The sequence below is a fragment of the Empedobacter sp. GD03797 genome, assembly GCF_029842105.1.
Lineage (GTDB): Bacteria > Bacteroidota > Bacteroidia > Flavobacteriales > Weeksellaceae > Empedobacter > Empedobacter falsenii_C.
The window spans coordinates 1-25,957 of the sequence record NZ_JAOCFS010000035.1 but is presented as its reverse complement, the minus strand read 5'-3'; the positions used below and the strand labels follow the sequence as shown (position 1 = coordinate 25,957).

Annotated in this window: 40 protein-coding genes and 1 pseudogene; 8 read left to right on the top strand and 33 right to left on the bottom strand. The window is 32.3% G+C overall.

Annotated features, from left to right (window positions below; translation table 11 throughout):
* From N5D90_RS15680 to N5D90_RS15600, 17 genes and pseudogenes are all read right to left on the bottom strand, one after another.
* Positions 1-618 (bottom strand): annotated as a pseudogene (locus N5D90_RS15680) (hypothetical protein); the annotation flags it as partial.
* Positions 619-622: 4 nt separating this feature from the next.
* On the bottom strand, positions 623-1,453 hold the full coding sequence (locus tag N5D90_RS15675; protein WP_280063222.1) for a phage baseplate protein: 831 nt from the start codon (positions 1,451-1,453) through the stop codon (positions 623-625).
* A gap of 1 nt (position 1,454) precedes the next feature.
* On the bottom strand, positions 1,455-1,916 hold the full coding sequence (locus N5D90_RS15670) for a hypothetical protein (RefSeq protein WP_280063221.1): 462 nt from the start codon (positions 1,914-1,916) through the stop codon (positions 1,455-1,457).
* The gene (locus N5D90_RS15665; RefSeq protein ID WP_280063220.1) at positions 1,906-2,739 is read right to left on the bottom strand and encodes a nucleotidyltransferase; all 834 of its coding nucleotides are present in this window, start codon (positions 2,737-2,739) and stop codon (positions 1,906-1,908) included. The genes N5D90_RS15670 and N5D90_RS15665 overlap by 11 nt, the downstream gene beginning before the upstream one ends.
* Before the next feature lie 3 nt (positions 2,740-2,742).
* On the bottom strand, positions 2,743-3,042 hold the full coding sequence (locus tag N5D90_RS15660) for a hypothetical protein (protein ID WP_280063219.1): 300 nt from the start codon (positions 3,040-3,042) through the stop codon (positions 2,743-2,745).
* Positions 3,020-3,397: a hypothetical protein gene (locus N5D90_RS15655; RefSeq protein WP_280063218.1), complete on the bottom strand. Its 378-nt coding sequence runs from the start codon at positions 3,395-3,397 to the stop codon at positions 3,020-3,022. The genes N5D90_RS15660 and N5D90_RS15655 overlap by 23 nt, the downstream gene beginning before the upstream one ends.
* Positions 3,397-3,681, bottom strand: a complete 285-nt coding sequence (locus tag N5D90_RS15650; RefSeq protein ID WP_280063217.1) for a hypothetical protein — start codon at positions 3,679-3,681, stop codon at positions 3,397-3,399. Before N5D90_RS15650 ends, N5D90_RS15655 begins: the two co-directional genes overlap by 1 nt.
* Positions 3,681-3,884, bottom strand: a complete 204-nt coding sequence (locus N5D90_RS15645) for a hypothetical protein (protein WP_280063216.1) — start codon at positions 3,882-3,884, stop codon at positions 3,681-3,683. The genes N5D90_RS15650 and N5D90_RS15645 overlap by 1 nt, the downstream gene beginning before the upstream one ends.
* Positions 3,884-4,369, bottom strand: a complete 486-nt coding sequence (locus tag N5D90_RS15640) for a hypothetical protein (protein WP_280063214.1) — start codon at positions 4,367-4,369, stop codon at positions 3,884-3,886. Before N5D90_RS15640 ends, N5D90_RS15645 begins: the two co-directional genes overlap by 1 nt.
* Before the next feature lie 2 nt (positions 4,370-4,371).
* Complete coding sequence (locus N5D90_RS15635) at positions 4,372-5,376, bottom strand: hypothetical protein (RefSeq protein WP_280063213.1); 1,005 nt, start codon at positions 5,374-5,376, stop codon at positions 4,372-4,374.
* Between the two features lie 2 nt (positions 5,377-5,378).
* A complete protein-coding gene (locus N5D90_RS15630) occupies positions 5,379-6,044 on the bottom strand; it encodes a DUF6046 domain-containing protein (RefSeq protein ID WP_280063212.1) in 666 nt (221 codons plus the stop codon).
* 193 nt (positions 6,045-6,237) lie between these two features.
* Positions 6,238-6,555 (bottom strand): hypothetical protein, encoded by a 318-nt coding sequence (locus N5D90_RS15625; RefSeq protein ID WP_280063210.1) that lies wholly within the window; start codon positions 6,553-6,555, stop codon positions 6,238-6,240.
* A gap of 29 nt (positions 6,556-6,584) precedes the next feature.
* Positions 6,585-7,007: a hypothetical protein gene (locus tag N5D90_RS15620; protein WP_280063209.1), complete on the bottom strand. Its 423-nt coding sequence runs from the start codon at positions 7,005-7,007 to the stop codon at positions 6,585-6,587.
* A complete protein-coding gene (locus N5D90_RS15615) occupies positions 7,007-8,242 on the bottom strand; it encodes a DUF2586 family protein (protein WP_280063208.1) in 1,236 nt (411 codons plus the stop codon). The genes N5D90_RS15620 and N5D90_RS15615 overlap by 1 nt, the downstream gene beginning before the upstream one ends.
* Positions 8,229-8,444: a hypothetical protein gene (locus N5D90_RS15610; RefSeq protein WP_280063206.1), complete on the bottom strand. Its 216-nt coding sequence runs from the start codon at positions 8,442-8,444 to the stop codon at positions 8,229-8,231. Before N5D90_RS15610 ends, N5D90_RS15615 begins: the two co-directional genes overlap by 14 nt.
* A gap of 2 nt (positions 8,445-8,446) precedes the next feature.
* Positions 8,447-9,349 (bottom strand): hypothetical protein, encoded by a 903-nt coding sequence (locus tag N5D90_RS15605; RefSeq protein ID WP_280063205.1) that lies wholly within the window; start codon positions 9,347-9,349, stop codon positions 8,447-8,449.
* Positions 9,349-10,449, bottom strand: a complete 1,101-nt coding sequence (locus N5D90_RS15600; protein ID WP_280063204.1) for an ATP-dependent Clp protease proteolytic subunit — start codon at positions 10,447-10,449, stop codon at positions 9,349-9,351. The genes N5D90_RS15605 and N5D90_RS15600 overlap by 1 nt, the downstream gene beginning before the upstream one ends.
* Positions 10,450-10,576: 127 nt before the next feature.
* On the opposite strand from N5D90_RS15600, the gene N5D90_RS15595 reads away from it, so the two are divergent.
* From N5D90_RS15595 to N5D90_RS15560, 8 genes are all read left to right on the top strand, one after another.
* Positions 10,577-11,023, top strand: coding sequence for a phage terminase small subunit-related protein (locus N5D90_RS15595; protein WP_280063202.1), 447 nt, complete (start codon positions 10,577-10,579; stop codon positions 11,021-11,023).
* Positions 11,023-12,594 (top strand): hypothetical protein, encoded by a 1,572-nt coding sequence (locus N5D90_RS15590; RefSeq protein WP_280063201.1) that lies wholly within the window; start codon positions 11,023-11,025, stop codon positions 12,592-12,594. Before N5D90_RS15595 ends, N5D90_RS15590 begins: the two co-directional genes overlap by 1 nt.
* Position 12,595: 1 nt before the next feature.
* Entirely contained in the window at positions 12,596-13,024 is a 429-nt protein-coding gene (locus tag N5D90_RS15585; protein WP_280063200.1) for a phage protein Gp36 family protein, read from the top strand.
* Between the two features lie 55 nt (positions 13,025-13,079).
* Positions 13,080-14,393 carry a DUF935 family protein gene (locus N5D90_RS15580; RefSeq protein ID WP_280063198.1) on the top strand — a complete coding sequence of 438 codons (1,314 nt, stop codon included), beginning with the start codon at positions 13,080-13,082 and terminating at the stop codon, positions 14,391-14,393.
* Positions 14,317-15,645 (top strand): PBECR2 nuclease fold domain-containing protein, encoded by a 1,329-nt coding sequence (locus N5D90_RS15575; RefSeq protein ID WP_280063197.1) that lies wholly within the window; start codon positions 14,317-14,319, stop codon positions 15,643-15,645. Before N5D90_RS15580 ends, N5D90_RS15575 begins: the two co-directional genes overlap by 77 nt.
* 81 nt (positions 15,646-15,726) lie before the next feature.
* A complete protein-coding gene (locus N5D90_RS15570; RefSeq protein ID WP_280063196.1) occupies positions 15,727-17,511 on the top strand; it encodes a tape measure protein in 1,785 nt (594 codons plus the stop codon).
* 2 nt (positions 17,512-17,513) lie between these two features.
* On the top strand, positions 17,514-18,041 hold the full coding sequence (locus N5D90_RS15565) for a phage virion morphogenesis protein (RefSeq protein WP_280063195.1): 528 nt from the start codon (positions 17,514-17,516) through the stop codon (positions 18,039-18,041).
* 23 nt (positions 18,042-18,064) lie between these two features.
* Positions 18,065-18,589: a hypothetical protein gene (locus N5D90_RS15560; RefSeq protein WP_280063194.1), complete on the top strand. Its 525-nt coding sequence runs from the start codon at positions 18,065-18,067 to the stop codon at positions 18,587-18,589.
* Here the strand turns inward: N5D90_RS15560 and N5D90_RS15555 are convergent.
* From N5D90_RS15555 to N5D90_RS15480, 16 genes are all read right to left on the bottom strand, one after another.
* The gene (locus N5D90_RS15555) at positions 18,584-18,961 is read right to left on the bottom strand and encodes a hypothetical protein (RefSeq protein ID WP_280063193.1); all 378 of its coding nucleotides are present in this window, start codon (positions 18,959-18,961) and stop codon (positions 18,584-18,586) included. The two genes, N5D90_RS15560 and N5D90_RS15555, sit on opposite strands and share 6 nt — an antisense overlap.
* Before the next feature lie 2 nt (positions 18,962-18,963).
* A complete protein-coding gene (locus N5D90_RS15550) occupies positions 18,964-19,287 on the bottom strand; it encodes a hypothetical protein (protein ID WP_280063191.1) in 324 nt (107 codons plus the stop codon).
* On the bottom strand, positions 19,287-19,838 hold the full coding sequence (locus N5D90_RS15545) for a hypothetical protein (protein WP_280063189.1): 552 nt from the start codon (positions 19,836-19,838) through the stop codon (positions 19,287-19,289). The genes N5D90_RS15550 and N5D90_RS15545 overlap by 1 nt, the downstream gene beginning before the upstream one ends.
* Positions 19,839-19,840: 2 nt before the next feature.
* On the bottom strand, positions 19,841-20,296 hold the full coding sequence (locus N5D90_RS15540) for an SHOCT domain-containing protein (protein WP_280063188.1): 456 nt from the start codon (positions 20,294-20,296) through the stop codon (positions 19,841-19,843).
* Between the two features lie 74 nt (positions 20,297-20,370).
* The gene (locus tag N5D90_RS15535) at positions 20,371-20,916 is read right to left on the bottom strand and encodes a 3'-5' exoribonuclease (protein WP_280063187.1); all 546 of its coding nucleotides are present in this window, start codon (positions 20,914-20,916) and stop codon (positions 20,371-20,373) included.
* A complete protein-coding gene (locus N5D90_RS15530; protein ID WP_280063186.1) occupies positions 20,917-21,438 on the bottom strand; it encodes a hypothetical protein in 522 nt (173 codons plus the stop codon). It lies immediately after the preceding gene.
* On the bottom strand, positions 21,426-21,725 hold the full coding sequence (locus N5D90_RS15525; RefSeq protein WP_280063185.1) for a hypothetical protein: 300 nt from the start codon (positions 21,723-21,725) through the stop codon (positions 21,426-21,428). The genes N5D90_RS15530 and N5D90_RS15525 overlap by 13 nt, the downstream gene beginning before the upstream one ends.
* A gap of 1 nt (position 21,726) precedes the next feature.
* Positions 21,727-21,891, bottom strand: a complete 165-nt coding sequence (locus N5D90_RS15520) for a hypothetical protein (protein WP_280063184.1) — start codon at positions 21,889-21,891, stop codon at positions 21,727-21,729.
* Positions 21,892-22,125: 234 nt separating this feature from the next.
* Positions 22,126-22,455, bottom strand: coding sequence for a hypothetical protein (locus N5D90_RS15515; RefSeq protein ID WP_280063183.1), 330 nt, complete (start codon positions 22,453-22,455; stop codon positions 22,126-22,128).
* Positions 22,455-22,682, bottom strand: coding sequence for a hypothetical protein (locus N5D90_RS15510; RefSeq protein WP_280063181.1), 228 nt, complete (start codon positions 22,680-22,682; stop codon positions 22,455-22,457). The genes N5D90_RS15515 and N5D90_RS15510 overlap by 1 nt, the downstream gene beginning before the upstream one ends.
* 73 nt (positions 22,683-22,755) lie before the next feature.
* Entirely contained in the window at positions 22,756-23,046 is a 291-nt protein-coding gene (locus tag N5D90_RS15505; RefSeq protein ID WP_280063179.1) for a hypothetical protein, read from the bottom strand.
* A 332-nt stretch (positions 23,047-23,378) separates the two neighbouring features.
* Positions 23,379-23,594 carry a hypothetical protein gene (locus N5D90_RS15500; protein ID WP_280063177.1) on the bottom strand — a complete coding sequence of 72 codons (216 nt, stop codon included), beginning with the start codon at positions 23,592-23,594 and terminating at the stop codon, positions 23,379-23,381.
* A 91-nt stretch (positions 23,595-23,685) separates the two neighbouring features.
* Positions 23,686-24,339 carry a DUF3164 family protein gene (locus N5D90_RS15495; protein ID WP_280063176.1) on the bottom strand — a complete coding sequence of 218 codons (654 nt, stop codon included), beginning with the start codon at positions 24,337-24,339 and terminating at the stop codon, positions 23,686-23,688.
* Positions 24,340-24,402: 63 nt separating this feature from the next.
* Positions 24,403-24,531 carry a hypothetical protein gene (locus tag N5D90_RS15490; protein ID WP_280063174.1) on the bottom strand — a complete coding sequence of 43 codons (129 nt, stop codon included), beginning with the start codon at positions 24,529-24,531 and terminating at the stop codon, positions 24,403-24,405.
* Positions 24,531-25,454 carry an ATP-binding protein gene (locus N5D90_RS15485; protein WP_280063172.1) on the bottom strand — a complete coding sequence of 308 codons (924 nt, stop codon included), beginning with the start codon at positions 25,452-25,454 and terminating at the stop codon, positions 24,531-24,533. Before N5D90_RS15485 ends, N5D90_RS15490 begins: the two co-directional genes overlap by 1 nt.
* 17 nt (positions 25,455-25,471) lie before the next feature.
* On the bottom strand, positions 25,472-25,957 hold a 486-nt coding region (locus N5D90_RS15480), incomplete at its 5' end, for a hypothetical protein (protein WP_280063171.1).

Genomic DNA, 25,957 nt, shown 5'->3' with positions numbered 1-25,957 from the left:
TGCAGCATCAGGAACTAAATTATCAACATAAATACTTGTAGTTCCAAAAGTAGCTGTAATACCTCCTTTATAAACTTTCAGCCCATTAGCATCAACACCAATTGAAGCACCATCTTTTTGATGTAAATCAAAACCAGCCTCAACCTCATTAGATTCAGATTTTCGAACCGCACCTAATTTTACATCTTTATTTTCGTCAGCTTCGATGCCATCTATTGTATCTACTTTACCGAAATCAGTTGCATTTCGTTTTGCTGACTTCCCTTCATCATCAATAACAACAACATACGGATGACTTTCTACTGTTGCATCTTCTGTTGGAATCACAACATAATCAAGATCATTAACTCCTAATTTATTTTGCCACGAAGTTACATTTTGTGGTGTTAATGAAGTCGCATCATTAGTAGCATATTCGTTGTGTGTATGTTCTGTCTCAGCTTTACCGTCAATCAAATCACCAAGCCCTTTAATTGATCCAATTGGTAATGTATCTGACTTATGCCAAAAAGAAGCCCACGTAGACCAAAATTGTTGTTGATTTGGTTTTAAACCTGTTTTAAACCAATTATTAATTGTATTTCTATCAGTAATTTGTGTATTATTATCTAAAGCCATAATATTAACCTTTATACATTATTTTCGCCAATACATAAAAAGGCGGTCTATTTTCGTGTGCTTGACTACCTCCGACTTCATTTGTTTCAAAAGTATGTGAGTGATTTCCTGATCGACTTGTAGTTCCGTTATAATCTTGACCATTAGAACCACGGTTGAAATTATTATTTCCACCATAAGTTACCGCTGTATAACTATGTGCATGTTCTCCATCTGTTGAAGTACTACCACTATGTTTATGTTTTGGCATTTGATCGGTTGTTAACGTTACTTCTTTTGCACCGCCTGTATTTCCAATTGTTTTATAATCTGCATTTTCAGGATCATAACCTACGATAAACATTCCTCGAAGGTCGGGTGTTCCATTCGTTCCGTCGCATAATTGATAACCAGCAGGTATATCTTCAATCTTTCCGTAATAATCCAATACAATACAACCTACAGGCATCAATCGTTTTTGAATTTCTTTGATTGACATTGGTCGGTGAAAGTCAGTCCAATTGTAATTTGTCGTTTGTACGCTTGATCCGAAAGTTGCAAATCGAGTTCTATAAACGATTTTATTCTCACCATTTTCGAAGTTTTTAGCTTTCGTTTCTTCCTTTACGATAACTGTTGCTCCAGCTTGACCACCTCTAAACTCTAAAACTTCGCCATCAATGTAAACTATACCATTCGCAACTGTAGTTCCTACAACCTCGCAACCTTTTACAATTGCTAAAGGCGCAATGATATTACCCAATGAATTGAATATGTCATACGCATTTTGCATAGCGTTTAACGTATCGGTTTCGAGAGGAAAACCTCCTGTTTGTTGTACATTTATTTTATTCATCTTATCTTAAATTGATAATATTAAATCGTGTTGCTTCTAATTTGTAAAATTTAACCTGTGCTTCAACATCATAGATGTCTGCACTTACGCCATTCATATCGACCGTAAAATCGAAACTATCATCGCCATAATCGGAACTTGGACGAATGAAAAGAGTTCCTAAATATTTTGGTTTTTTTTCACCTTCTGTATAGATGTATTTTCGTTCAAATCGATCTCCCTCAACTATTTTGATACGTCGTTCCGAAATATCAAAACGATCATTCAAAGCAGCTTCTAAATAACATACCTGCCAATTGTGATCTAACTTATAATGATCATCATTTCGTTTGACTAAAAAATTATAATGAATGCTAACTACTGGAGCTATTGCCGAACGTAAATAAGCGATGATTCGAGGTTGCCTCATAAAAGTAGGCAACAGTAAAACCACGAGCTTATTAAAATCAATGTTAAACTTCATAGCGTATATCGTTATAATTTTCGATTGTGAAATAGCCACTTTCAGGTATTCGACGAACGTCGATTGTTGTCCAATCGCCGTAGTTATTAGTTGTAGCATTAATCCAACATGATTGAGCTAAATCAACCGAAACGAGATTAACACCTGTAACCGCTTCCAATTTATTTGCTAAGTCTTGTATGCGCAATTCGCCATTAAATGGCAACTCTTTCATAAATTCCTGTAAGGCTTCTTGTATTGGATATTTCGCCGAAGTAATATCCATCCCGTTGGCGTTGATGACTAACGGATCACGAAACACCCTGATATTTAATTTTAATCTGTCGGGCAAATAATTGATGATTCGATACGGAACTCCTGCACCTTTTACTCGCTTTGTATATTCGTAAATAGCCTCAATCTTATCAGCTTCCAACGGCGATAAAATATTATCTTTTTCGGTCGCGATTTTGATAATAACTTCACGTCCTGTTGAACTTTCGTTAACAGCGCAATATTTAATTATTTTTGAAGCTTCGATTTCTTCATCAGCTGCATTTGTATTGTCAAACAAATCCTTTTCTTTGATTAATTCAAAACCATATTGAAAATTCAAGTATAAACTTTGAATCCAAGGTAAACGATGAGTTTTTTGCGTTGATATTTTGGTGTCAATTTCGGAACGATGTAAAGTAAATAATTGCGCAATTTGTTCAACTGAATACGCCATGATGTACAACATCATTCGCCAAGTAGATGTTTTGGATGTAGAAGTCAAACCTTCTAAACTTTGATTGGCTTCTTTTGCCAAAATCATTTCTCTTTGATAATTTTCTACACTCATAATTTATTGTACTACAAAATCTACTTCAATAGCCCAGTAATCAATACCGCTTGGCGTTTCTATTTCTTTCTCAATCGTTGTTATTCCTGTTGCAGGTTTTAATCCTTTGTTTTGGAAATATTCAGCGATTAGCCTTTGTCCGAAATCTGTATTTTCAGGAACTTGCAAAACTGTTCCAACCTCCAAATCGTCCGTTAAACTAATATCATTCGCAATTGCCAACGACATTGCTCCGATAGGCGTTCCAAATAGATAAATGGAAATATCTAAAAGCGTTTGGTTATGTAGGATTTTGATTTGCATGTTTCGTTTGTTTTTCAAGTTCTGCAATACGTTTTCGCAACTCGATATTTTCAGTTTTTAGCATTTTGATTTTTCGATTTAACATTGAAATTTCTTCTTTCAAAATCTTCTCTTTTGATTGCATCAATGCTTCATATTCTTGATACCTATCTTCATATCGTTGTTTCAAATCGTCTAAGATGTCTTTATAATGATTGGATAGTTTTACGTCATTATCAATTTTAGAAGCTTGTACACTTTCTAAAACTGCTGATACTTCAGCATTAAATTTTCTTCGTTCTAAAAACCAAAAAACTAAACCTCCCGCACCCAATAAGTATCCTAAAATCGTTACGAATATTTGTGTCCAATCCATTAAATTGTAATTTGTGTATTTTCAATACCGTTTGTTGTGTCAATAGTAGGATTCGAGTAATTGTCGTATTCTAATTGTATTCTTAAATCTCTTTCAAATTTGTAAGGAGAAATGTTTGTTTTGATGTAATTTATTGCACCAAATCCAACTTGAGGAAATTCTTTAAATTCTCCTTTCTGAGCGATGAAAATATCTTCGATATGTTGTTGATCACTTTCATCGATCACAAAGTCACCATTTCCAATTTCTAAATCTTGAGAATCTGTACGTTTTAAATCTTTCATTACTCTATTTTTCCTTGTCCTGTAAAAGCTCCTTGGTTCGATGTTCCTGTAATTTGAATGACTGATGACATTAGATAATCTTTAATTGCTTGCATCAATTTTTCAGCATAAATACGTTTACTTTCTTCGTAATTTTCTGACTGAATCATTTCGTCTTGAATCGAAATAATATCCTGTACTAATTGTTCGTCATTTAAAGCCATTAGAATAAAAGTTTATCAATTTGTTGATTTAAAGATTTGTATTTTTGTTTATTCAAATCAATGAATTTACCAGCTCCACTTGGCGTCTGAATTATTGCATTTTCGAGAGTAGAAAACAAATCGTTTAAAACAGTTTTAAGATTGGTTTCAGCATTTAATATTCTGAATTTTCCATCTTTCATTTCAAAGATTTGTTTATCCATTTTGATAACAATTCGGTCTATTTCTGAGTATTTCAATACAAATAAATCATCCGTATCATTCAATCGTCCATAAATGATTTTAGAACCTATCTTTGGATAAATAGTAATTTTAGAATCTAAATCTGCATCAATTGCATTTAATCGAATATCATCAATACCATCAGCCGTTGTACATGTTGTTTCTGATACTTCTGTTACCGTTTGCATCATTATTGGAAATCGTCGAACTCCTTTTTTATTTGCACCTTTTACCGCTTTTTCAAATAATTCTTCAAATTCCATAATTACAACTTATAACTAATTTTTAAGGCTCTTTGAATACCTTCAGAACCGCTCACATCTATTGTAACGCTTTCAACAAAGTATCGTCCATCTTGATGTCTATCCTCATAATACGGACGTACTACATCAACAGCATCACCTTCTTTGATTAATGGATAACACCACGTGTTTATCGTTCCATCAAATCCATCAAAAACTTTGGCTTTATAAAAATTTTCGATAAAAGATTTTAACTCTGCTTTTGTTAGACCAGGACGACTTATTGTTAATTCGTTTTCTCCTTTTTCTCCGAAAGAATGCTGAATAGTTGAACCGTCTTTCTGATCAGATTTTACAGTTAAATAAAGCTGTTTAGCATCTTTTCGTTCGAACTTAATATCAGAGCCTCGGCGTATGTTTTGCGAAAAATTAAGAGAGTGAACTTTGCGAGGTTTAAAATCTAACATCATCCCAACGTTTAATTTTCCATCATTACTAAACCATGCACGGATAAATCCTTTTTCTTTCAATTCAGATAAAACTTCGTAAGGCGTAGCATCTTCTATTTTCCATTTTCCAACAAAATAATTTGCATCATATACAACCTCATATTTTGAAGGAATAACAGCTTTCAAAATATCTTTTACACTTCCTGTTTTAAAATATCCTGAATAACGTTTCGCCGATTTTAGCATAAACATTTCGTCTTGACATTCTATTACAAGCGGAGCATCAGCACCTATTTTAGTTACATAACCGACAAACTCTTTTGAATAATGACCGTCATAACCGAAAGAAATTTCGACTTTATCTTTTCGCTTAATAAAATCTAAAATCGATTTTCCGTGTAAATCAACTGCGTTTCCGTTTTCATCAACCGCATTTCGATATTCACGAGGTAAAATGATTTTAGCTGTATTTATCAAAGTTTGAACGCTTCGTTCTATTTGGATAGATTGACAACGATAAAACTCAACTCGTTTACCGATTTTGATTTTAAGATTAATATTGTAATACAAATAATTCATAATCAAAAAACTGTTCCGTCTTCTTGAAATACTTCTACTGATCCGAAATCAAATTTCACATCGGGTTTACCAAGCGTAAATGCAACTGATTTTATAGAACTTGCACTAATACTAAATTGTATAGTATCTTGAAAACCTTCAAGCGGTGAAAATTCAATCGATTTAAAATAAATTGCATCAATATTTTTCTCATCGAATTGTAAACCTTCAACTGCAATTATTGTATTTTTCGACCATAAAGTATTTAATCGCTCAATTTCAGCATTTGGATAAACACGCTCATCTAAATCAATCAATAATCCTTTAATTTCAATATTCCATGGTTTAGTTCCCCAACGCTCAATTACGACAGGATCATCATCATTAACCTCTGTTTCTATCAAAGACTTTTCTTGTGAAAAAGTCATCATTAGTGGCGGTGCAAAAATATTACCCCAAGCACCAGTTAAAACCGTTGAAAACTCAAGACTTTCAGTGTAACGCTTTCCATCCTTTTCTGTAAAATCGATTTCAAAAGCTACTTTTTCAAAATCAGAATAACGAGCAGGATAAAAATCTAAACTATAATCATTAGTTTGTTGTTCATTGATTTTTACTTTATCAATCATAGAAACTACTCCAAAAGCAGCTGCATAACGAGCGGAAAGGTTTATTTGAGTTTTCTTCATTTCTATTCTATTTCTTTTTTACTCAAAGACAAAATGCCTTTATCTGCTAACCATTTCACTTGTGCCCATTTTATCGCCCAAGTATCATCATCCAATTGTTCAGGAAATGGTATGTGTAGAAAATGAGAGATATAAGCATTGATTTTAAAAATTTGATCATACCCATCATCTTCTATCAGTCCTGTACAATCGGTTAATACTTTTCCACTTTAGCAGTTCCCAATGGCATGATCTCAGCAATACCAGCTACAGCAGATAAAAACAATAAATCATCTGATTTAACCAAATCTTTATCTGTAAGCAAGGATTGATTAATCAAGATTTCTTGTGCTTTAGTTGGATTAACATTAGCAAATTTTAAATATTCACCAATGGTTGTTCTACTTGGAACTTTTGCAATTACTTGAACTTCGTTATCATTAGAATCTACTAATGTTAATCGACGTAAATTATTTTCTCCACCTGCTTTTTCAATTTGTTCAGGTGTTAATTCTTTTTGATTTTTTGACATTTTAAAATGTATTTAAAAAGGGTTTAAAACTATGCTTTCATGTTAAGGTCTACTTTCAAAGCAAATAATGGATAATCCATTTTAAGCCCCATTTCGCCTGTAACTTCTCGACCTTCTTTTGTAAATTTTACCAAAAGACGATCTACTACAAGTAAATTGTATTCGTTTGTAAAAGAGACAATCAAATAAAATGGTTTGATGTCTAAAATACTTCTACCAATCATTGCAGTTTCTAATGGTGTAATATCGTGCATCATTACTCCCATAGAAGCGTTAGGCGTTCTTTTACCTGTACTCCAAGAGGTTGCTTCTGATGAACCAAGCGTCCAATTTAATTGATGTTCTTGCTCATTTCCGTATGTTAATGATGTTACTTCAATATCAACACCGTTGATGTTACACTTTACATCAACACTATCGTATGACTTTCCGTTTCGTGTAATTTTTGCCATTATAAACTATTTTTAATGTTAATAGTTCCTGTAATTTCTCCAAGTGTTCCCATTGGTACAATCTTGTAACTTACAAGCAATTCTTTTTTTACGAGTAAATCACTATCAGGGTCAATTGTTGTTTTTCCAAGTGAAAGCTCATTTGCATTTTGCATTTCATCAAAAACATCATCGCCAATTTGTTCTAAAGAAACTAAAGCACGAGTTAATAATTTACCTTCTTCATCAACTGGATAAGTCTTTTTGATTTTAGGTAAATAAACTGATCGTAATTGTCGAATTGCATCATCCATTACACGTCCATAAGCAATTGTATGCTCATTCATATTGCCTTCTTGGTCAACAATAATTGGAGCGCAAACATGATCGTTATTGATACGAATTCCCGCTAATCCTGCGTAAGACAAACCGAAAATATATCCTTTATCTTCAAAAGTCTGAAGCTGTGAATAGATTTCTGAATTCTTTTTATGGTTCGATAAACCCGCAATCATCCAAGCGTCTTTTGTTGAATCGTTCAAATCAAATGCTTCATTGTCTCCAATGTTTTGCGCAATAGTTGCAGACGAGCAAACTCCTAAAATAGTTCCGACATCAGCAAAATTTTGTGCTAAACCTGTTTTAGAATCTGCATATTTCCAATCTTGACCAATTACAATTGAAACTTTTGTAGCTTCTACGTTTTCGATTGCTCGTAAATTCTCCACAACATTCGAATTTCCGTCCAATCCATAACCTTCTAAAAAGATTTGACAAGGCATATTTTGCTCAAATGCCCAAACTGCTAATGCTTGTGCCAATGGAATTGCTTCAATAACATCGGTTGGCATTCCGTCAACAACTGCTGGTGCTTCTGTAGGATTAAGAGCAAATGCAATTTGACGAATTTCATAATCTGCATAAGCCAATAATGTTTTTACGCTTTCAGATTGAACTAACGTTTTAAGGTTTGATGATTGCTCAACTAACATAAAATGTAATTCAGTACCTGCGCCAGCCATTCTGTAGAACTCCGAAATATGACGGTAAACATTAACATTATTTGTTTTGTCAAAATCTGCATCTAAACCATATTGGTCTAAATCTTCAACATTGTAAATGGTTACAGGTGTATTGAACCCTAAACCTGCCAATACAACCGATGCAATAACTAATCCTGAAACAGCACGTTCGTTATTGGTACGATTTGCACCAACTTTTCCTTTTTTAGTAGTAACTCCATTAAGATTGCTCATTTGCTTTATCTTTTGAATCTTCCTTTACTTCTTGTTTTTCAGACGCTTTATCATCACGTTTGAATGAAGTCAATTTTTGACCTTTATTTAAACTCAGTTCAGCAAGATTTTTTGAACTGAAGAACTCTCCTGATGGGTTTGCCCAAAGCTCATCATGTGAGCTTTGAGAAAATATTTTTTTGGCTTGATCTTGTAATTTCATAGTTAAGCTTTTGTAGTTACTAATGCAGCCATTGCACGGTCTTTTTTAGGTGCTACTAAATAATAGTGTCTAAAATTGACTGCTGATGATTGAGTTTGTGTATCAGGTTCATCGAAGTACATTTTCGTTTTACCTTCTGCTCTGAACATATCAGGTGCATAAAATGCAATAGACGCTTTACTGTGAGTAGCATCGTCATAAACAGCTCCGTAACTTGCTTTTGTAGTTCCTGCATAAAAAGGATTGTTTCCGTACGAATACACTTTGAAACCATATAACAACGGCAATAATTGACCAGTAGCTACATTGACATAATTTTTATACAGGTTTGTATCTTCTTTCAGAATATCAAATAAATGCGAATCGTCTAAAACTAAAATTCGTTTACCATCATTTGGTACACCTGCATCAGTCATTGCTTTTGCCAAATCAATAATATCTTTCAAAGTCGCAACTTTTTTTCCAGCTTCTGTTGCACCAGACGTTCCAATTACAGGTGTATCGATTGATTTCGATTTTGGTGCAATTGCATGAATAGCTTTACCAAATTTCTTTGTTAGAATTGCCAAACGATGTTTCTCGTTTACTTTTGCAATTTTATCGTAAGTAATAGCATACAACTCATCATCTGTCACTTTTGTAGCTACTGTTTGATACTTATCTAAATTGAATGCGATGTCGCCATCTTCTAATTCAGAGTAACCGATTGGATAAGCAGTATTGTTAATTAATACCTCAGGATCAGCACCAATATCAACTAAATGAATTACCTCATTTTCTCCATTTCTTGAACTTGTAACAAATTCAGAATAGTCAGTAATGTTGATTAAAAATGATGCGTCAACAAAAGGTCTAAACCCTTCGACTAATTCGCCTGTCCAAATTTCTCTATATACTCCAGCCATTATTTTGTGTATTTAGCGTTAAACAATGTTTTAAATTTTTCAGGATCTGATTTTGCCAAAGCTTCAAAACCTCGTGGGTCTTCTGTTTGCCATTTATCAAAATCCCAACTTGCTCTGTCTAAATTAGCGTCTGTTCCACCGTTAATTTGACCAGCAATAGGTTTACGAGTGTTCATATTTGCAAAAACTGTTTGCAAAGCTTCTATTCCTGATGTTTTACCAATAGCCTCATAAGTTGGCTCATCTTCTTTTTTGATTTTACCAGCTTTTACAGCTTCAGCAATAATAGATGCAACAGCTCCATTTGATTGTTCGTCAAGTTTTGCTTGTAAATCAGCAAGTTCTTTTTTATAATCTTCATCTTTCTTTTCTAAAGCTGAATATCTCGTTACGAGTGCCTGAATTACTGCTGTATCTGAACTGTTTTCGTTCACGCCTTGTAAATTCATAGCTTCAATGACTTCTTTTTTCATTTCGTCTGTTTCAATTTTATTATTAGTAATATTTGGAATATACAAGGCTGCATAACGTGCATAAACCTCGTTTTCGTTTTCTATTTCTGATGGGTCAAATCGGTCAACCTCTGTTTCATTTTCAATAATCCCATCAATTAAGTTTTCTTTCAATGCCTGTTCCGCAGAAAACCAATGATCAGAACCATCTAACCAATTTTCTTGAATCCATTTTGTAGTTTTTCCAGTAGTTGCACTCAAATCATTACAAAAGTTTTTCTCCATTTGTTCCAATAGATTTACCGTTGCTTTTAAATCTTTTGCAGTACCGTTAGCATAGCCCGATGGAGGATGAATCATCATAAATCCATTTCTAACCATATAAACATTTTTGCGAGATTGACTGATTATCGCTCCCATCGATGCAGCTATACCAATAATTTCAAGTCGTTCAATTTTTGTAGATGCATTACATACATTATAAATCAAGTTTCCATCGAAAACACTACCTCCGAAAGTGTGGAGTTTGATAACTATATTATTGTGTAATCGTTCAACTTCATTAAGTACACGTGTGAAGTAAACACCGTCACCTTCCCAAATAATACCTATTGCTCTAATTACATTATCATCTACTGCTAAAATCACTTTTTTGAAATTTTATTGAGCAAATATTTAAAGGTTTTCGGGTCTTTCCTAAATCTTCGGCAAGGCTTTCGGGTTTATTAGATTATCACTTGATTATCAAAGAATTTTGTTAATAAAAGCCAATAAAATGGAGGTAATTAAAGGAGGTGGAAATATCAATAACAAAGCAAAAAAAGAGCTTGCAGAAAAACTATTTATAGAAGATGGACTAACTGCAAAAGAAATATCTCCATTGGTTGGAGTTTCTGAACAAACGCTTTCACGTTGGCGCAAAGAAGGGAACTGGGATAATAAACGAAATGAATTTTTAGCAGCTCCTCATAAGATTAAAGAAGTCTTGATGAAAGAGCTAAAAAGTATTGCAAGTGGAGAAAACTCTACTATTGACGCAGATGCTTTGGCAAAAGTTAGTAAAGTAATTGAAACCCTTTCATCTCGTACCTCTGTACAAGTCATTTTTTCGGTTTTCAAAGAGTTTGATAATTGGATGGCAGACCAAGAACCACGCTTAGCAATTGAATTTACAGAATGGCATAAACGCTTTTTACAATACCGAATTAATCAAGAGGAATAATGACAAAAAGTTTTGAAAAAATACTTAAACAGTATGAGGAACATTGTCGGAAAATTGAGCAATCGGCAACTGTCAACATCAATGAAACGCCAAAAGAAAAAATCAAACGAATCAATGAACTTGAAAAGGATTATGTCGCTTGGTTTGAATATCATTTTCAAATGTATGCTAAATCAAAATGTGCTTGGTTTCATAAGAAGTTAGCCAAGTTAATTATTGATAATCCTGAAGGCTCATTATTAGGTGAAATCTATCGATCAGGTGCTAAATCCGTGCATTTGGATATGGGAATTCCTTTGTATTTGTATTTAGTGAAAAAGGATTTGTTTTTCATGTTATTGATTGGTGAAACCGTTGATAAGGCAAAAAAACTGATTTCAGATATTCAAGCTCAATTACAGCATAATCCAAGATTAATCAATGATTACGGTAAACGCTTTAAGTATGGAGATTGGGCTGAGGGAGATTTTTCTACCATTGACGGTGTTCGTTTTGTTTCTCGTGGTTTTCGTCAGTCGGTTCGTGGACTTCGTGAAGGTGCACAACGTCCAGATTATATTGTGGTTGATGATGTTGACACGAAGAAACTATGTAACAACGAGAAATTATCTCGTAGAGCTTATGAGTGGGTTTGGGAAGATTTACAAGGTACTTTTGATGAAGGTGCGAAAAGAAAACGCTTTGTTGTAGCAAATAACAATTTCCACAAAAACACAATTATCAACCAGCTTAAACAAGAATTTAACCGTATCAACGAAAAAGCAAAACAAGCTGGTCGAAAGGTTAAACATTTTATATTAACAGTTGCAGCTGTAAAATCATTAGTAACATTTGAACCGAATTGGAAAGAAAAAACATCAGCAGAATATTGGCGACAAAAGTATGATAATACACCGTACCGCTCATTTATGCGTGAGTATATGCACAAACATATACAAGATGGTGAAATTTTTAAACCTGAATTTATCCAATACAAAAAACGTTTACGGTTCGATCAGTATGATGCGCTTTGTTTTTATGGCGATTTATCCTACAAAGACGCAGGAGATTACAAAGGAATGGGATTAATTGGGCGAAAAGACAAAGAGTATCATTTAATATTCTGTTTTCTTAGACAATCTACTCGTAAAGCAGTTGCAGAATGGCTTTATGATTTATATGAGAAACATAATCTTTCAAAATACAACATCAAATATTTGATTGAAGGACTTTTCGCAATGGATGAGTTTGTTAACGATTTTGACTTAGTTGGAGAGGAACGAGGTTACTACATTCCTGTAGTTGCTGATAAGAAATCAAAGATTAATAAATATGACCGTATCGAATCGATGGCTGGTTTCTTCGAAAGACTAAATGTATTCTTTAACGAAGAATTTAAAGAGTCCAACGATTACGCTACAATGGAAGATCAATTGTACGCATTCGAAAAAGGTAGTACAGCAAATGATGACGGACCCGATTTTTTACAATCAGGAATGGCAGAAGTTAATAAAGCATCATTTATTGAAAAATTCAAGGCTCGTACTGTTTCAAGAAAAAAGATAAACCAACGCAAAAAAAACAAATTTTAAAATGAGTTTTATTAATGAAGATGATTACAGCGTTTTAATTCGCAAAGAAATCAAAGGAATATTAGTTGAAAATTATTCTGATACAAAATTAGCTGGTGCAGAACAAATGGCGATTGATCAAATCAAAAATTACATCAATGGTTTTTATGATACTGTAAAAATCTTTTCAGCGCAAGGAACAGAAAGAAATTCATTTATTGTAATGATAACGATTGATTGTGCTTTGTATCATTTGTACACAAGTTTAGCTCCTAATAAAATTCCTCAACATCGTTCAGACCGTTATGCTGATGCATTGGAATGGTTAAAATCTATATCAAAAGGAGAAGCAAGTGCAGATTTACCAAAAATTGTTGATGAAGATACAGGCAAGGCTAAATCAAGCATTCGTATTGTGAGCAGATACAAACAACAAAATCATAAGTATTAATAATTGTTTAAACTGTGTTTAAACTCGCTTTTAAGCTATTCTAAAAATTTTAACGATGAAATTATTTAATAATTTATTTAACGCGTCAAAAACGCCTAAAAACATAGCTTCAACTATTCCACGAAAAAGAAGTGGAAAAAACCAAAATATTGATCGTGTAATCGACCAAATTGCAAAATCATTCAAAGATATATCTCGAAAAGATATTGATAAATGGAGACAGTCTTTAATGCTTGTAAGTTTACACGAGCATCCGAGATTTAATACTTACGCCGATTTGATTGATGATTTAGGTATTGATGCAACATTGAAAGCACAAGAACAATTGCGTTATTCTGCAACTTTAAGTACAGGTTATCAAATAAGAAATAAACGAACAGGCGAAATAAACGAACAAGCGACTGAATTATTTCAACAAAAATGGTTTTTTGATTATCTGACTTTATACACAACCGCAATAGTAAGAGGTGCAAAAGTTATCGAATTTCAGAATTTTGATGGACATAAAATTGAATTTAGAGAAATTCCAAAACGAAATACAGCAACTAATTATAAACGTATTTATCCCGATTTAAATTCTCAAACATTTATTGACTACACAGACCCAATGCATAAAAATTGGGTTTTACAATTGGGTGATGATGATTTAGGATTGATTAATAATATAATTCCGAACATCATTTGGAAAAGAAATGTTGCGCAATCATGGGCAGAGTTTTGCGAAAAATTTGGAATGCCATTAGTTTCTGCAACAACTAATCGAAGTGATAACGAGCATTTAGATAAAGTTGAAGAACAATTATTGGCATTAGCAGAAGCAAGTATCGGAGTTTTTCCAGAAGGTACAACCATCAAATTTGATGAAGCCAATAGAACCGATGCTTACAATGTTTATTCAAAATTCATTGAACAAAACAGTAATGAGATTTCTGCTGTAATTGTTGGATCAAATACATTAACAGCAAATGCAGCGAATCGTTCGCAAACAGAAGTACACGAAAGATCGTTAGATTTCAAAATATCACAAGCAGATAGACGTGATATATCTTTCAATGTAAATGATGAGTTAATTCCATTATTAATTGCACAGGGATATTCTGAATTATCTAACGATGATGTTTTAGAATGGATAGAATCGAAAGAGGAAATCGACTTGCAACAATATTGGAATATCGTTCAAGGAATTTTACAAGATCATGAAGTAGACCCTGAATGGCTATCTACAACTTTCAATGTGCCAATTACAGGTAAAAAACAACGCCAAATCATCACTAATCAAAATAATCAACAAGATGAAGAAAACAACAATCCCAAGCAAAAGAATACAGGTAAAACTGTTGCAAGTTGGAAACGTCCCGACTATTCATAATTGTTGTGGAACTCATCCTGTAGCGAATGGCGATGAACCTTCGTTTTTGGATAGACTGAACGAAGAGCTTGCAAAACAAACTTATAACGATGAGGATAGTTTAGGCACACAAGGGCGATTGATTGCAAAAGAAGCCTTGCATTTAGTAGAAGGTTTAAAACAAGGTTACGGCGTTACTTCGGGTTGGAACACTCCCGATACTTTGGCGTATCAAATGATGGAGTTCAATTTGTTTGAATTTGCTGAAAGTAAAACCGAGGCTCGTTTAGCTGCAATGACAGATTTACTCATTGATAAAGAGAAGTTGCAAATCAGGTCATTTGAGGATTTCAAAAAATTAGCTTTAAAAGAAACATCCGAATTTAACGAAGAATGGTTATTAGCTGAATATAATCTGTCTATTTCGGTAGGACAAAACGCAGCTGCATATAATAAATTTATGTCAGAAATAGATGATTTTCCTTTTGTACAATATCAGACTGTTGGAGATTCAAGAGTTAGAAGTCAACATCAAAAATTAGAAGGGTTAGTTTTTAATTTAAGTGATAAAAAAGCAATGAAACTTTTTCCACCGAATGGTTACGGTTGTCGTTGTGAAATGATTCAATTGCCAAGTAAACCAGATCATGTGACATCAGGAAATGAAGCTGTAGAAAAAATGATGCGTTCAGATGGTAAATGGAAGGATTCTCAATTCGCTATAAATAGAGGTGATCTAAGAAAAGTATTTACAACTGAACAATTTTATGCTGATATAAAAGGAATGTCAAAAAAAATCAATGATATGTCTTTTGATAAATATCACTTAGAAGCTTATGATAAGTTTAAAAAAGATTTAAAACCAATTAAACTGGACAAATCAATTACAGAAGATAATGTAAGTGAATTATTCAAAGTAACAGGAAAAACTAAAGGAAATAAAAATTTCATGGGGTTTGAAGATTATTTTGAACGAAAATTAATTCTTCCTGAAGAAGTGTTTAAAAGACATACTAAAGGACATTATATCAAAGAAGAACGTCATCAATTAGTTCCTCATATTAAAAATATAATTTCTAAACCTGATGAAGTTTGGTTAAGTAGAGAAAATAACAAAAAAAATCAAACCTTAAGATACATTAAGTTTTATAAGAATAAAACAATTGTTGTTTTATGTGAAATGAATAATACAAATCTTGAAATAAAAACATGGTTTGAAATGAAAGAGGAAAAAACTACAAGAAGCGGATTATTAATAAAAGAAAAAGGTTAAACCCCAACGGTGAAGACTTTGCAAGCAGTGAGCCTATCGGGTTTAACCTTTTCTTGATACAAATATACAAAATAAATTAATATGGCAGGTAGAAGTAAATTAGAAATATTATTAGAACTATCTGATAGACTGTTTAATAATGCGCTGAGTAGAGCACAAAACAGAATTAATTCTACAGTTAATTCGGCACAACAAAGATTAAACTCGTTACGATTACCAAATATTGATACATCACAAATTGAAAATTTAAACAATAGTTTCAATTTTGGCTTAGGTGCTGGTATAGGTATGGAAGTTATGTCGATGGCTGTTAACGGAATTAAAGAATTGAGTGGCGAAGCTATTGATGCAGTAGATTCATTAACCAAGTTTGAACAAACTATGCAATTTGGTGGGTTCAATTCATCTGCTATTGCAAAAGCTCGTGGCGAAGTAAAAAAGTATGCGGATGATACGGTGTACGATCTGCAAACAATTGCCAATACAACAGCACAATTAGCTGCAAATGGTGTACAAAATTATTCAGCTCTTACACAGGCAGCAGGAAATCTGAATGCGGTTGCTGGAGGAAATGCTGACACCTATAAGTCGGTTGCATTAGTTTTAACCCAAGCCAATGGAGCGGGTAAATTGGTTACTCAAGATTGGAATCAGTTAGCAAATGCTATTCCAGGAGCGAGTGGAAAAATACAAGAAGCTTTACGGAAAAATGGTGCATTTACTGGTAATTTTAGGCAAGCAATGGAAGAAGGTCAAATATCAGCAATCGAATTTAATAAGGCTTTGTTAGATTTAGGAACTGATCCAATTGCTGTAGAGGCTGCTAAATCTACTAAAACATTTGAGGGAGCTCTTGGACAATTAAAAGCAGGTATAGTTGATAGTTTTTCTAATCTTATTCAAGCAATCGGAATGGATAATATAACAGCATCTATAATGTTTTTAGCAGATGTTACAACAGGGATGATACAACCGTTTATTTGGTTTTTTACTGAAATTAGAAATGGAAATCCCTATGTCTCTATTTTAGCAACATTAATTTTAGGTTTGGCTACAGGTATTGGAACTTATAATGCTGTAATGGGAATAGCTACGTTATTAACAAAAGGCTGGGCTACAGCTCAAACTTTACTTAATGTTGCAATGTATGCTAACCCAGTTGGATTGATTATAGCTGCAATTGTTGCTTTAGTTGCTTTGATAGCAATAGCAATTTACAAATATGACGAATGGGGAGCAGCATTGTTACAATTTCTCGGTCCGATTGGTTGGGTTGTAAATGGATTTATGGCTATAAAGAACAATTGGGATAGTATTGTAAATGCTTTTAAAACTGATGGAATAATTGGAGGTTTAAAACGTATAGGTGTTGTTTTAATGGACACATTCTTAAAACCATTGCAACAGATTTTTGAAATGATTTCTGAATTTGATCCAACAGGAATTGCAGATTCAGCTTTGAATAAAATCAAATCGATTAGAGATAATAACAATCTTGTAACAATTGATGAAAAGACGGGAAAAACTAAACCTATGTTGGCAAAAATACTCGAAGATCAACAAAATAGTGCAGGATTTAAAGCATTAGCAGAAAAAGCAAGTTTATATCAACCAAAACCTTTGGGAGGTTCTACTGATGCAAATGGCAAAAAATTAGGTAAAGGTTCTAAGAAAACAAAAGACGATATTAAAAAAGTTGCTGGTTCTGCTAATCAAGTGAAGAAAATAGACATCAAAATTGATGCATTTAGCAAAGGTGATGTTCATATTAAAAATGAGAGTGGCAAAGGAATGACAAAAGACCAATTTGAAGCTTGGATGAAGGAAATGTTTATGCGATTGATTATTGATGCTGAAAACGCCTAATTATGTCGGATTATCTAAGAAAATTAAAAGCCTTAGGGAAACTTTACGAGAAGTTTCCCAACATGGTAGCTATCGAAGCGGTTAACTTTTCTAAAGAACGATTTGTACAGAAAAACTGGGTTGACCGCTCTCGTGTAGCATGGAAAAAACGAGAGCGAAAAGACAGAGGTTCGTTAATGACAAAATCAGGACGTTTAAAACGATCTATTCGTAAACTAAGTTATACTCGTAATTCTGTAACCATTGGTACAGATGTCCCGTATGCACAAATACACAATGACGGTGGTACGATTAATAAAACTGTACGAGTTAAATCTCATACACGAAAAGTAACCAAACGTGCAAGAAGCGAACGTACAGGACGTGTACTGAAAAAACGAGTTTCTAATGGGACGACAACTGTTAAGGCACACACTCGTAAAATGAATACGACTTATCCTCAACGTCAATTTTTAGGAGAGTCTGCTTTATTAATGCGAAGAATTGAACGTTTAACACAACGTGAAATCGACAAAATTCTAAATAGTTAAACAATGTTTAAACACCATTTAAAATGAAAGATTTTTATAATAAAATAACTGCAAAATTCGAATCTGAATCAGTTTTAGATGAATTTATAAAAGAAGGTGTTTCGCCACCAAAATACATTGATATTTATGCAGGTCAAGATTTGGACGAAGATAATTTTGATTTGTTTGGAGATAATTCTCTTTTCGTTGATTGGGATATTGATCATACCACAGAACCTCCAACAGCTACTGTAACTTTTCGTTTGGCTTATGAGCAATTACGAGATACATCAAACATTTCTCTTAACCGAGAATTAGGTTTAAAATTCTTGAATTACATCGACCAAGTACATCTTGTTTTAGATGGTTTTGAATCTGAACATACAGGCAAATTAGAATTGACAAAAGAGGGATTTAATAAAATGGATTCGATTGTCGACATCTATATTTTAGAATACGAATGCTCGTATATGGGACGAAAAAACCCTCAAAGAAATATCCATGAGGGTTCGTATGACAAAGTGCGACTTTCAGGTAATTTGGTTGAAAGAATTGATTATGATTTATAATAATAACAAATCAGCTTTTTCTTTATCAAATTTTCTTAAATCATCTAAACTAATAGAGGATAACAAATCAACAAGTTTATTTGCAACTGCTATTTGACAAGCTGTTTTACGTCCTATATGCATAAAGTATTCTGTTGAATGATTAAATACATTTTTATCTAAAAATTTGATATAACCTGTATCTTCATTAGATAAAACATATGTTGGGCAAAAATTGATACTTGAAACTCCATATCCGACTAAATAAGAATCAAAAAAACCATAATACGTTTGAAATGCACTATTTCTAAATTCTGTTAATAGGAATTGATTTAATTCGTTAGGGTTTTTAAGTATATGATTTCTTAAAATATCTTCAAATTTTGTGTACATAATTATATTTCTAATAATTTTTCAGGTTTTTGAGATTCAACCACGTAAAACTGATTATTACGTTTGATAATGTCTAAGGTAAATTTACCTTGTCCTTTAAATTTTGGGCGATTTGTATTTTTCATAAATCGCTCAATTTTTGTTTTCAAATCTTTATTTAATTTTCTATCGTTTTGCTCAAATGTTAAGCCGTACAATGATTTTGTAAATGAAACTGAAAACGATTCAGAATCTCTGTAGCTTACTTTTTCGTTGGCTTTTGCATCGTACAAACTTTGTGCATTGCAATTAAAAGAAATCAAAATAAAAAGTAGTAATTTTTTCATTAATGAACCCTTTTTAAATTCCAATAACTTTTATTACTTTCGAATCTATATCTACAAAATAGTTCTATTTCTTTACAATGATATTCTCTTTGTTCGAAATTTCTCGCTTCATTAACGGTACTTTCAATTGTCGCATCTGATCTAAAATATTTTTGCCAATATGGAAATAAATCTAAATATTTATAGCTTACACCATAAAAACTATAATAAGGAACCCCATTTGTTTCTAAATAAACATTACCTCCTTTTATTTCTTTTGTAAAAAAGATTTGAATTACATCTTCGGGTGGAAATTCCATTTTATTAGGATTTATCTTTCTTAACGAATCAACAGTACTCGCTTTAAGATAAATTAAAGTTAATCCTTTTTCATCTTCATTTGGATTATTTTTTAACACAAACTTTTCACGCATTAATTTTACAATATCCCAACCTACTTTTATAGCATCTTCTTTAGTGCTCAAATTTCTGATTTTTTCAATGTACTCTTTATCCTGTGCAAAACTATTTACTGATATAAAGGCAATTAAAATGAGTAATATTTTTTTCATCTTTAAAGTCCTAATAATTGTTTTTTCTTCACTTCGAATTCATCATTTGTAATGATACCTTTATCTCTAAGCTCTGCAAATTTTAATAATTCATCAGCAGATGATGTTTCTTGAATTACAGATTTAGGTTTATTACGAAGTTGATTAATTTTACTTTTTAAATTATCAAATTCGTTTTGTTGTGATTTAGTAAAAATAACTGAAAATTCATCAGTGGGTCCCATCATTAAACTACCTTTCGATAGTTTTTTTGAATTTTCAGCAGTTTCAAATTGAATAAAACCATAAGTTAAAGAATTAGCATTCTTAAAATTAAGATTTTTTATACTATCTAAATATATTTCAATATCTCCAGAGATAAATTTTCGTTGTAATCCTCCAAATCTTTTTTTAATAATTACTCTATCTTCAAATAATTCAACTGAACCACTTCGACCAGTTGCTGTAAATATTTCCATAGTTTTTGTTTTAAATTTAATAATTATTCTTTTATATAATTACGGTTTCCCGTAAAATAAAAAAAAAACTCAAATTAATGAGTGTTTTCTAAGTTTAATTGCTGGTATACTTTACTGCAATATTTTATTTGGTGCATACAATCAAATAACGGATTGTGTTTTGTACCAACAAAAGGTTCATTTTCTTTGATTGTAGGAATTAAATCTGAAAGTGTACGTACATCTCGCTCGTTGTAAAATTCCCACGGTAATTTCAATTTACAAGCTTTGTAAGCACTTCGTAAAATAACCAAATCAAAGGTTGCTCCATTGCTCCAAACTTTGTCCGTTTCTAAAATAAAATTGGATAAATCTTTTAAAGCATCTTTAATGTTTTTTCTATTTACAGTAGATAAAAACTCTTGTCGTGCTTTATCTTCTTGTTGCATCCACCAATCTACTGTTTCAGGATTCATTTTTAGATTAAAATCAATACAACTTTGTTTATCAACTTTGGTGTAAAAATTATCTTCATCTTTTATTCCTGTACTTATATCAAAACGGACAGCTGCAATGGATAAGATTACAGCGTCAAATTCTGTTGAAAGCGTTTCGATGTCTATCATTATGTTATTCATCATCTAATATTTTAAGTTTGTCCAATGAATGATAAATCCCGAATACGAGCCATTTATCATTTTCTGTTTAAAATAGGTTTTAAAGGCTTCTAAACTTTCAAAACCATCATTGATTGCGAGTTGTTCAATCAAAGCATCAGTTCGGATAATTCCGTCAATATTTACAGTAAAGCCAAAGCCTTCGGGTTCGTTTATCATCCAAATTTGTTGTATTGAACGGACATAAAGCGTCGGCGTAAACGTAAATTCATTTGGAGTTCCTTTGTTAATGACTAATTGCAGTTCGCAATCCTCCGTTAACAATCCTGTTTTAGAACGTATTGTATGAAATTTAGGACAACTCTGTAAATTGTCCTCGTCCATATTATCCCATTCTTTGCCAAATTGTAACTGATAACCGTCTAAAAATTGATTGTAATAATAATCACATCGATGGAGATTATTACGGAAAAAGCCTTCCCAAATTTTGTATATAAAATAGGAAGGCTTTTCGTTTAGTTTTTCTGAGAAATCTATTTTTTGCATAGTTTCCTTTTTACAAATTCAACTTTTAAAATTGAATGATTCTTTTTGGAATTATGTATAAAAGTTACAGGTTCTCCGTAATCATTTAAACTTTGTATTTTATCTAATTTGTTTAAAATTGTCTGATTAATAGGTATATTTCCTTCTGAATTATGATAATCCTCTATAAAATTTTCATATTGTCCAGCACTTTCTAAATAACTACAATAACCTTGGTTATTACTTCTCCATAAAGTAATCGATTCATCTTCTTTTTTCGTGTGTTTTAATGATAAAATCAGGTACATCTTAAAATCTAAATTTAGGAGGTTTGCTTTTTACAACAGAAGTACCAATAACAGTATTTTTACGTCCAAAACCTTGCATAATACTCATTACATGCTCTATATCTCTCGTTTGTAACTCGTAGAAAACGACATCATCTTTTCCAGAAGCTCTTTTGCGAATAATCACTACAGAACTAAAATCATGAACTGAACTTGCTACATCTACAGCTGCAAAAAAAATTAGAATTTAGAAATTCTAAATGCTTTCTGAGATTTGAATAATCTTCATTTACAGATCGTAATTCATGTTCATTTAGTCTGAAATTTCTATCATAAGTTTTGAAAACTAAATCAAAACGTCTTAATCTTACTAAAATGGTATCTATACCTAACCATTTTAATATAATTTCTTTAATTTTTTTCATCTTATTTGTAAATTTTGGGTTAAAAACTGATCTAATTCGCTGTATAAATTGAGTACTTTCAGACTGGTATAATTTGACACTTCTAAAGTGTGCGAAATCTTTCCTATTTCTTGATGTAAAAGGTATGCTTCATGATACTTTAAAGTCAAATTTTTAAGATTCAGAGCCACCGATTTTTTACTCAACATGACAAACAAATCAGCTTTAACCGATTGTTTAAATTTTTCTTCCTGATTGTCAAAGAACGGCGCATTCAGACCGTTAATTACGATATTGATTAAGGCTCTTAATACCTCGTAATCAATTTTTAGTTTAATTTTTCTCATTAAAACAGCGTGATTTGGTTTGTATTTTCAATTTTGTCAAACTCTCGGAGCTGTTTTTTAGCATTTACGCCTAAATAATTTTCATAAGTCCTTTGGCAGATATTAAATTGATTTTCTATGTGTTGATGAAAAATCTCTTTAAAATACAACCCTTGTGCACGATGCTCAAGGGTTATTTGCTGAACCTTGAGAACTCTTTTTAAATAATTTTTGCGATTATATGCCATTGTATGAGACGTTTTTTAAAATATCTTTGCCGTGGTCAATGGGGCTTGGGATATGTTGCGTCTCAAGTCTTTTTTAATTTTGACTTAATGGTTGGAACTTATTTTTGTGCATCCATGCTTTAGTTCCTGTTTTTGTTGCTGATTTGCGATAATTAGCTTCTAATCCTCTAAATTGCTTAATAAGTTTATCCAATTCATCTGAATTATATTTGTGCAATTCTTTTTTTAGCACACTACAGTTCAGCATCCAATTATTAAACTTAATCCAACAATCAGCTTCTTTTATACCTGTTCTTGTCGCAATTGTTAAAACAATACTCCGTTTATCTCTCAAATTCATTAGATTTTCATAAGTGTTCAACATAATTTATTTGGTTTTGATTGTTCCTGCCGAGGACTCGAACCTCGGAGTTTGCCGATCAGGATGATTATTTAATGATTCGTGTCTTTTTTGTGAACCATTTTTGTTTTAGTTGCTTGTTTAAACTTGGTTTAAACTCCGCTTTATTTTTTGGTCTTAGCTTTGACGATGTAAATATTCGAGGTTTAAAATTTTCATTTGTAGTGATATAAAAACGTCTATAGGCTCTATTTTTACGAGATTTATTACGATAGAGAATTCTCATATCTACTTCAATTTCTAATAACTCACTAATGAAAATTGCAACCTCCTTCATCGAATCAAACTTTATTTTTTCATTTGTCAGATCGTCGATAACGTATATTTCCGATAGTGGCATAGTTTATATTCTTTTCGTTGAATAAATCAGCGTTTAAACGCTGTTTAAATGCAATTTCTTCATCTATTGTCAAACATTCAATTTGAGGTTTCCATATTAAGTTTTCCAATAACATTGATTTTCCATTTACGATGTACATTTCGCTTGATACTTTTGTAATTTCAACACTCATATTTTGTCATTTGCTTTGTTAGAAAAATAAACCACTACACCAAGGATTGACAGCATAACGAATGCAAACAATCCAAATAGAATATTAACTATCATAAGCTTGAGAAGTTTAGCGTTATATCATTCCATTTCTTAGTTTCAGCGTCTTTTGTATATACTCGGATATACTTAGCAGAACCAACCACTTTTTGACAATCTGTTAGTTTATCAAATTCAGAAATCAACTCTTCGTCTCCGATTTCTTTCACTTGTTTGCGTGCTTTTGTCAACAATTTTGGATCATATTCTCCTTTTGAATTTTTCATCAGAATACCATCTAATAAATTGTAAAAAGCTTTGTTACGCCCTTCGAATTTTTTACGGAAAATGTCACGAATAGAGTTAATGTGTACAATTGCTTCATCTGTGAATGAGAATAATTCTTTTTCTTCAACCATTAATCGAACAGTTTCATTTTCTAACTTGAACGATTTAGCGTCTTTTACTGCCTTGTTTTCAATTTCGTACATTAAACGATTGAAGTTTTCGGCGTGTGTAATCGCTTCTTTTTTCAAACTTTTCAAAATATCCTGTACTTCTTGATATTTTGATACAACATCGTTCAGAAAGTTGTTTTTATCTGCGAAATAAGCGTCTTTACGTTGTTTTGCTTGTTTCAATTCAGCTTCTTGCTTTTGGTTTGCTAATGCCAATAATTCGTCTACTGACATTTCACTTGCTGGCTTGTTCATTATTGATGCTTCCATACTGTTATTTTATTGTTTTTTACCACCAAAAGCGGGTTTTATCCCGCTTATTTTATTCTATTGTTATTTTTCTACATTTACTGGCTCTTCGCCAATCATATCAAAAGCAAATTGTCCTGTGTAAACTTTTGTTATTCTGCCTTTTTCGTTACGATAAACAAGCATCATTTTAGATAAATAAAGTGTTCCCATTAGTTTGCGAATAATTCGTTTAACATTTCCGTTGTAATTGGTTCCTCGCTTTTTTCGTGCTCGATTAATACAGCAGTTATGATATTTTCTAATGAACCAAAATCACGAACACGAGCTTTTAACCAATTGATAACCGTTTTACGTTCTATACCTACTAATTCGCAAATATTTTCGATGTCCTCTGTAATATCTTGGTTAAAAAATGTCCAACCGAAAGACCAACGACGATTAACCTGTATGAAACCTTGTTTCTCTTTTTTAGCTGCATTAGAAAGCATTTTTTCAACATCAATACCCAACACTACGATTGGAACAACACCTTCTAATTCATCTGCCAAATACTTGATTACAGGGATAATTCCTTTTTTAGAGTTCTCAAACTCATCAATAATCAAAAACGCTTCATCTTTCGACTTTAATTTCTCAACAACTGCTTTCAAAATTTTGTGTTTTGTTCCGAAAGTTGGTACTTCTAATTCTTCTGCAATTGAAATAACAAACTCTTTTGTATTAGCAATTTCATCACATTTTACTAAGGTTACAATTGCTGGATATTTCTTTTTGAAAGCAGTTGCAGCGTACGTTTTTCCAAGACCTGTATTACCATCAATACCTCGACGTTCTTTGTTTTTACGAGCGTTTTCAAACGTTAAAATTGCTTGTTTAAAATTGAACGTATTGAAGTGTTGCCAATAGGCTTTTTCTAATTTCAACCCAATTGCATTCGCAATTTGTTTATAGTATTTATCAGAAATACGAGTATTTCCGTTGAATTCAATACCACGAGAAATTAAATTAACTGTGGCTTTGTTTACACCTGATAATTTTACGATTTCAGGCTGTTTTACACCTCTTTCGTCCAAAAAGCGTTGCATTGCTTGTGGAATGTCGGTTGTTCTCTGAATTTGTGTTAAATTTGTCATACTTATTAAATATTTAACTAAGACCATTCGCTTTCGTTGAAGTCGCGGTCAACTCGCTGTTTGGTTTTAGTTTGTTTATTATTGATTTTTTTCGTTTCTGTTTCGATTTGAGAGCCGTTGTAACTTTCTTTATTTCCACCAAATGCCATTGATTGGCTATAGCCTAACTCTTGAAAAGCATCATTTAAAGCCATTTCAAACTCATCTATTGCTTTTGTTTGTGATTTTTTTCGTCCTAATTGATGATCTAAACCATTTGCAAATTCATCTGTTAATTCTGCATGAGATTGAACTGATTTCATCGCTGGTAAACAAGTCATAATGTATTTACCATCCAACGTGTATAAATCGGCTGCATTTTCGTCCCAAATCACTTTTACTTTTGCATTATTTGTATAACCTAATGCTTTTGCTATTTGCTCAGTACCATCAGCACCATAATTTGGAATTTCGAACTGATACACTTTAGATTCGTTGTAGCCTTTTGTTTTGTAAACATTTAC

Bases quoted from the DNA above. Each gene is read 5' to 3' on its own strand.
- N5D90_RS15485 (WP_280063172.1), bottom strand. From the start codon at position 25,454: ATGACAAATTTAACACAAATTCAGAGAACAACCGACATTCCACAAGCA.
- N5D90_RS15530 (WP_280063186.1), bottom strand. From the start codon at position 21,438: ATGCAAAAAATAGATTTCTCAGAAAAACTAAACGAAAAGCCTTCCTAT.
- N5D90_RS15675 (WP_280063222.1), bottom strand. From the start codon at position 1,453: ATGAATAAAATAAATGTACAACAAACAGGAGGTTTTCCTCTCGAAACC.
- N5D90_RS15660 (WP_280063219.1), bottom strand. From the start codon at position 3,042: ATGCAAATCAAAATCCTACATAACCAAACGCTTTTAGATATTTCCATT.
- N5D90_RS15540 (WP_280063188.1), bottom strand. From the start codon at position 20,296: ATGGAAATATTTACAGCAACTGGTCGAAGTGGTTCAGTTGAATTATTT.
- N5D90_RS15555 (WP_280063193.1), bottom strand. From the start codon at position 18,961: ATGTACACAAAATTTGAAGATATTTTAAGAAATCATATACTTAAAAAC.
- N5D90_RS15585 (WP_280063200.1), top strand. From the start codon at position 12,596: ATGAGTTTTATTAATGAAGATGATTACAGCGTTTTAATTCGCAAAGAA.
- N5D90_RS15625 (WP_280063210.1), bottom strand. From the start codon at position 6,555: ATGTCAAAAAATCAAAAAGAATTAACACCTGAACAAATTGAAAAAGCA.
- N5D90_RS15550 (WP_280063191.1), bottom strand. From the start codon at position 19,287: ATGAAAAAATTACTACTTTTTATTTTGATTTCTTTTAATTGCAATGCA.
- N5D90_RS15640 (WP_280063214.1), bottom strand. From the start codon at position 4,369: ATGGAATTTGAAGAATTATTTGAAAAAGCGGTAAAAGGTGCAAATAAA.
- N5D90_RS15605 (WP_280063205.1), bottom strand. From the start codon at position 9,349: ATGGCTGGAGTATATAGAGAAATTTGGACAGGCGAATTAGTCGAAGGG.
- N5D90_RS15495 (WP_280063176.1), bottom strand. From the start codon at position 24,339: ATGGAAGCATCAATAATGAACAAGCCAGCAAGTGAAATGTCAGTAGAC.
- N5D90_RS15665 (WP_280063220.1), bottom strand. From the start codon at position 2,739: ATGAGTGTAGAAAATTATCAAAGAGAAATGATTTTGGCAAAAGAAGCC.
- N5D90_RS15545 (WP_280063189.1), bottom strand. From the start codon at position 19,838: ATGAAAAAAATATTACTCATTTTAATTGCCTTTATATCAGTAAATAGT.
- N5D90_RS15655 (WP_280063218.1), bottom strand. From the start codon at position 3,397: ATGGATTGGACACAAATATTCGTAACGATTTTAGGATACTTATTGGGT.
- N5D90_RS15670 (WP_280063221.1), bottom strand. From the start codon at position 1,916: ATGAAGTTTAACATTGATTTTAATAAGCTCGTGGTTTTACTGTTGCCT.
- N5D90_RS15510 (WP_280063181.1), bottom strand. From the start codon at position 22,682: ATGGCATATAATCGCAAAAATTATTTAAAAAGAGTTCTCAAGGTTCAG.
- N5D90_RS15610 (WP_280063206.1), bottom strand. From the start codon at position 8,444: ATGAAATTACAAGATCAAGCCAAAAAAATATTTTCTCAAAGCTCACAT.
- N5D90_RS15490 (WP_280063174.1), bottom strand. From the start codon at position 24,531: ATGGGAACACTTTATTTATCTAAAATGATGCTTGTTTATCGTAACGAA.
- N5D90_RS15645 (WP_280063216.1), bottom strand. From the start codon at position 3,884: ATGGCTTTAAATGACGAACAATTAGTACAGGATATTATTTCGATTCAA.
- N5D90_RS15650 (WP_280063217.1), bottom strand. From the start codon at position 3,681: ATGAAAGATTTAAAACGTACAGATTCTCAAGATTTAGAAATTGGAAAT.
- N5D90_RS15630 (WP_280063212.1), bottom strand. From the start codon at position 6,044: ATGAAGAAAACTCAAATAAACCTTTCCGCTCGTTATGCAGCTGCTTTT.
- N5D90_RS15570 (WP_280063196.1), top strand. From the start codon at position 15,727: ATGGCAGGTAGAAGTAAATTAGAAATATTATTAGAACTATCTGATAGA.
- N5D90_RS15525 (WP_280063185.1), bottom strand. From the start codon at position 21,725: ATGTACCTGATTTTATCATTAAAACACACGAAAAAAGAAGATGAATCG.
- N5D90_RS15580 (WP_280063198.1), top strand. From the start codon at position 13,080: ATGAAATTATTTAATAATTTATTTAACGCGTCAAAAACGCCTAAAAAC.
- N5D90_RS15500 (WP_280063177.1), bottom strand. From the start codon at position 23,594: ATGAGTGTTGAAATTACAAAAGTATCAAGCGAAATGTACATCGTAAAT.
- N5D90_RS15560 (WP_280063194.1), top strand. From the start codon at position 18,065: ATGAAAGATTTTTATAATAAAATAACTGCAAAATTCGAATCTGAATCA.
- N5D90_RS15615 (WP_280063208.1), bottom strand. From the start codon at position 8,242: ATGAGCAATCTTAATGGAGTTACTACTAAAAAAGGAAAAGTTGGTGCA.
- N5D90_RS15635 (WP_280063213.1), bottom strand. From the start codon at position 5,376: ATGAATTATTTGTATTACAATATTAATCTTAAAATCAAAATCGGTAAA.
- N5D90_RS15535 (WP_280063187.1), bottom strand. From the start codon at position 20,916: ATGATGAATAACATAATGATAGACATCGAAACGCTTTCAACAGAATTT.
- N5D90_RS15575 (WP_280063197.1), top strand. From the start codon at position 14,317: ATGAAGAAAACAACAATCCCAAGCAAAAGAATACAGGTAAAACTGTTG.
- N5D90_RS15505 (WP_280063179.1), bottom strand. From the start codon at position 23,046: ATGTTGAACACTTATGAAAATCTAATGAATTTGAGAGATAAACGGAGT.
- N5D90_RS15595 (WP_280063202.1), top strand. From the start codon at position 10,577: ATGGAGGTAATTAAAGGAGGTGGAAATATCAATAACAAAGCAAAAAAA.
- N5D90_RS15565 (WP_280063195.1), top strand. From the start codon at position 17,514: ATGTCGGATTATCTAAGAAAATTAAAAGCCTTAGGGAAACTTTACGAG.
- N5D90_RS15515 (WP_280063183.1), bottom strand. From the start codon at position 22,455: ATGAGAAAAATTAAACTAAAAATTGATTACGAGGTATTAAGAGCCTTA.
- N5D90_RS15620 (WP_280063209.1), bottom strand. From the start codon at position 7,007: ATGGCAAAAATTACACGAAACGGAAAGTCATACGATAGTGTTGATGTA.
- N5D90_RS15590 (WP_280063201.1), top strand. From the start codon at position 11,023: ATGACAAAAAGTTTTGAAAAAATACTTAAACAGTATGAGGAACATTGT.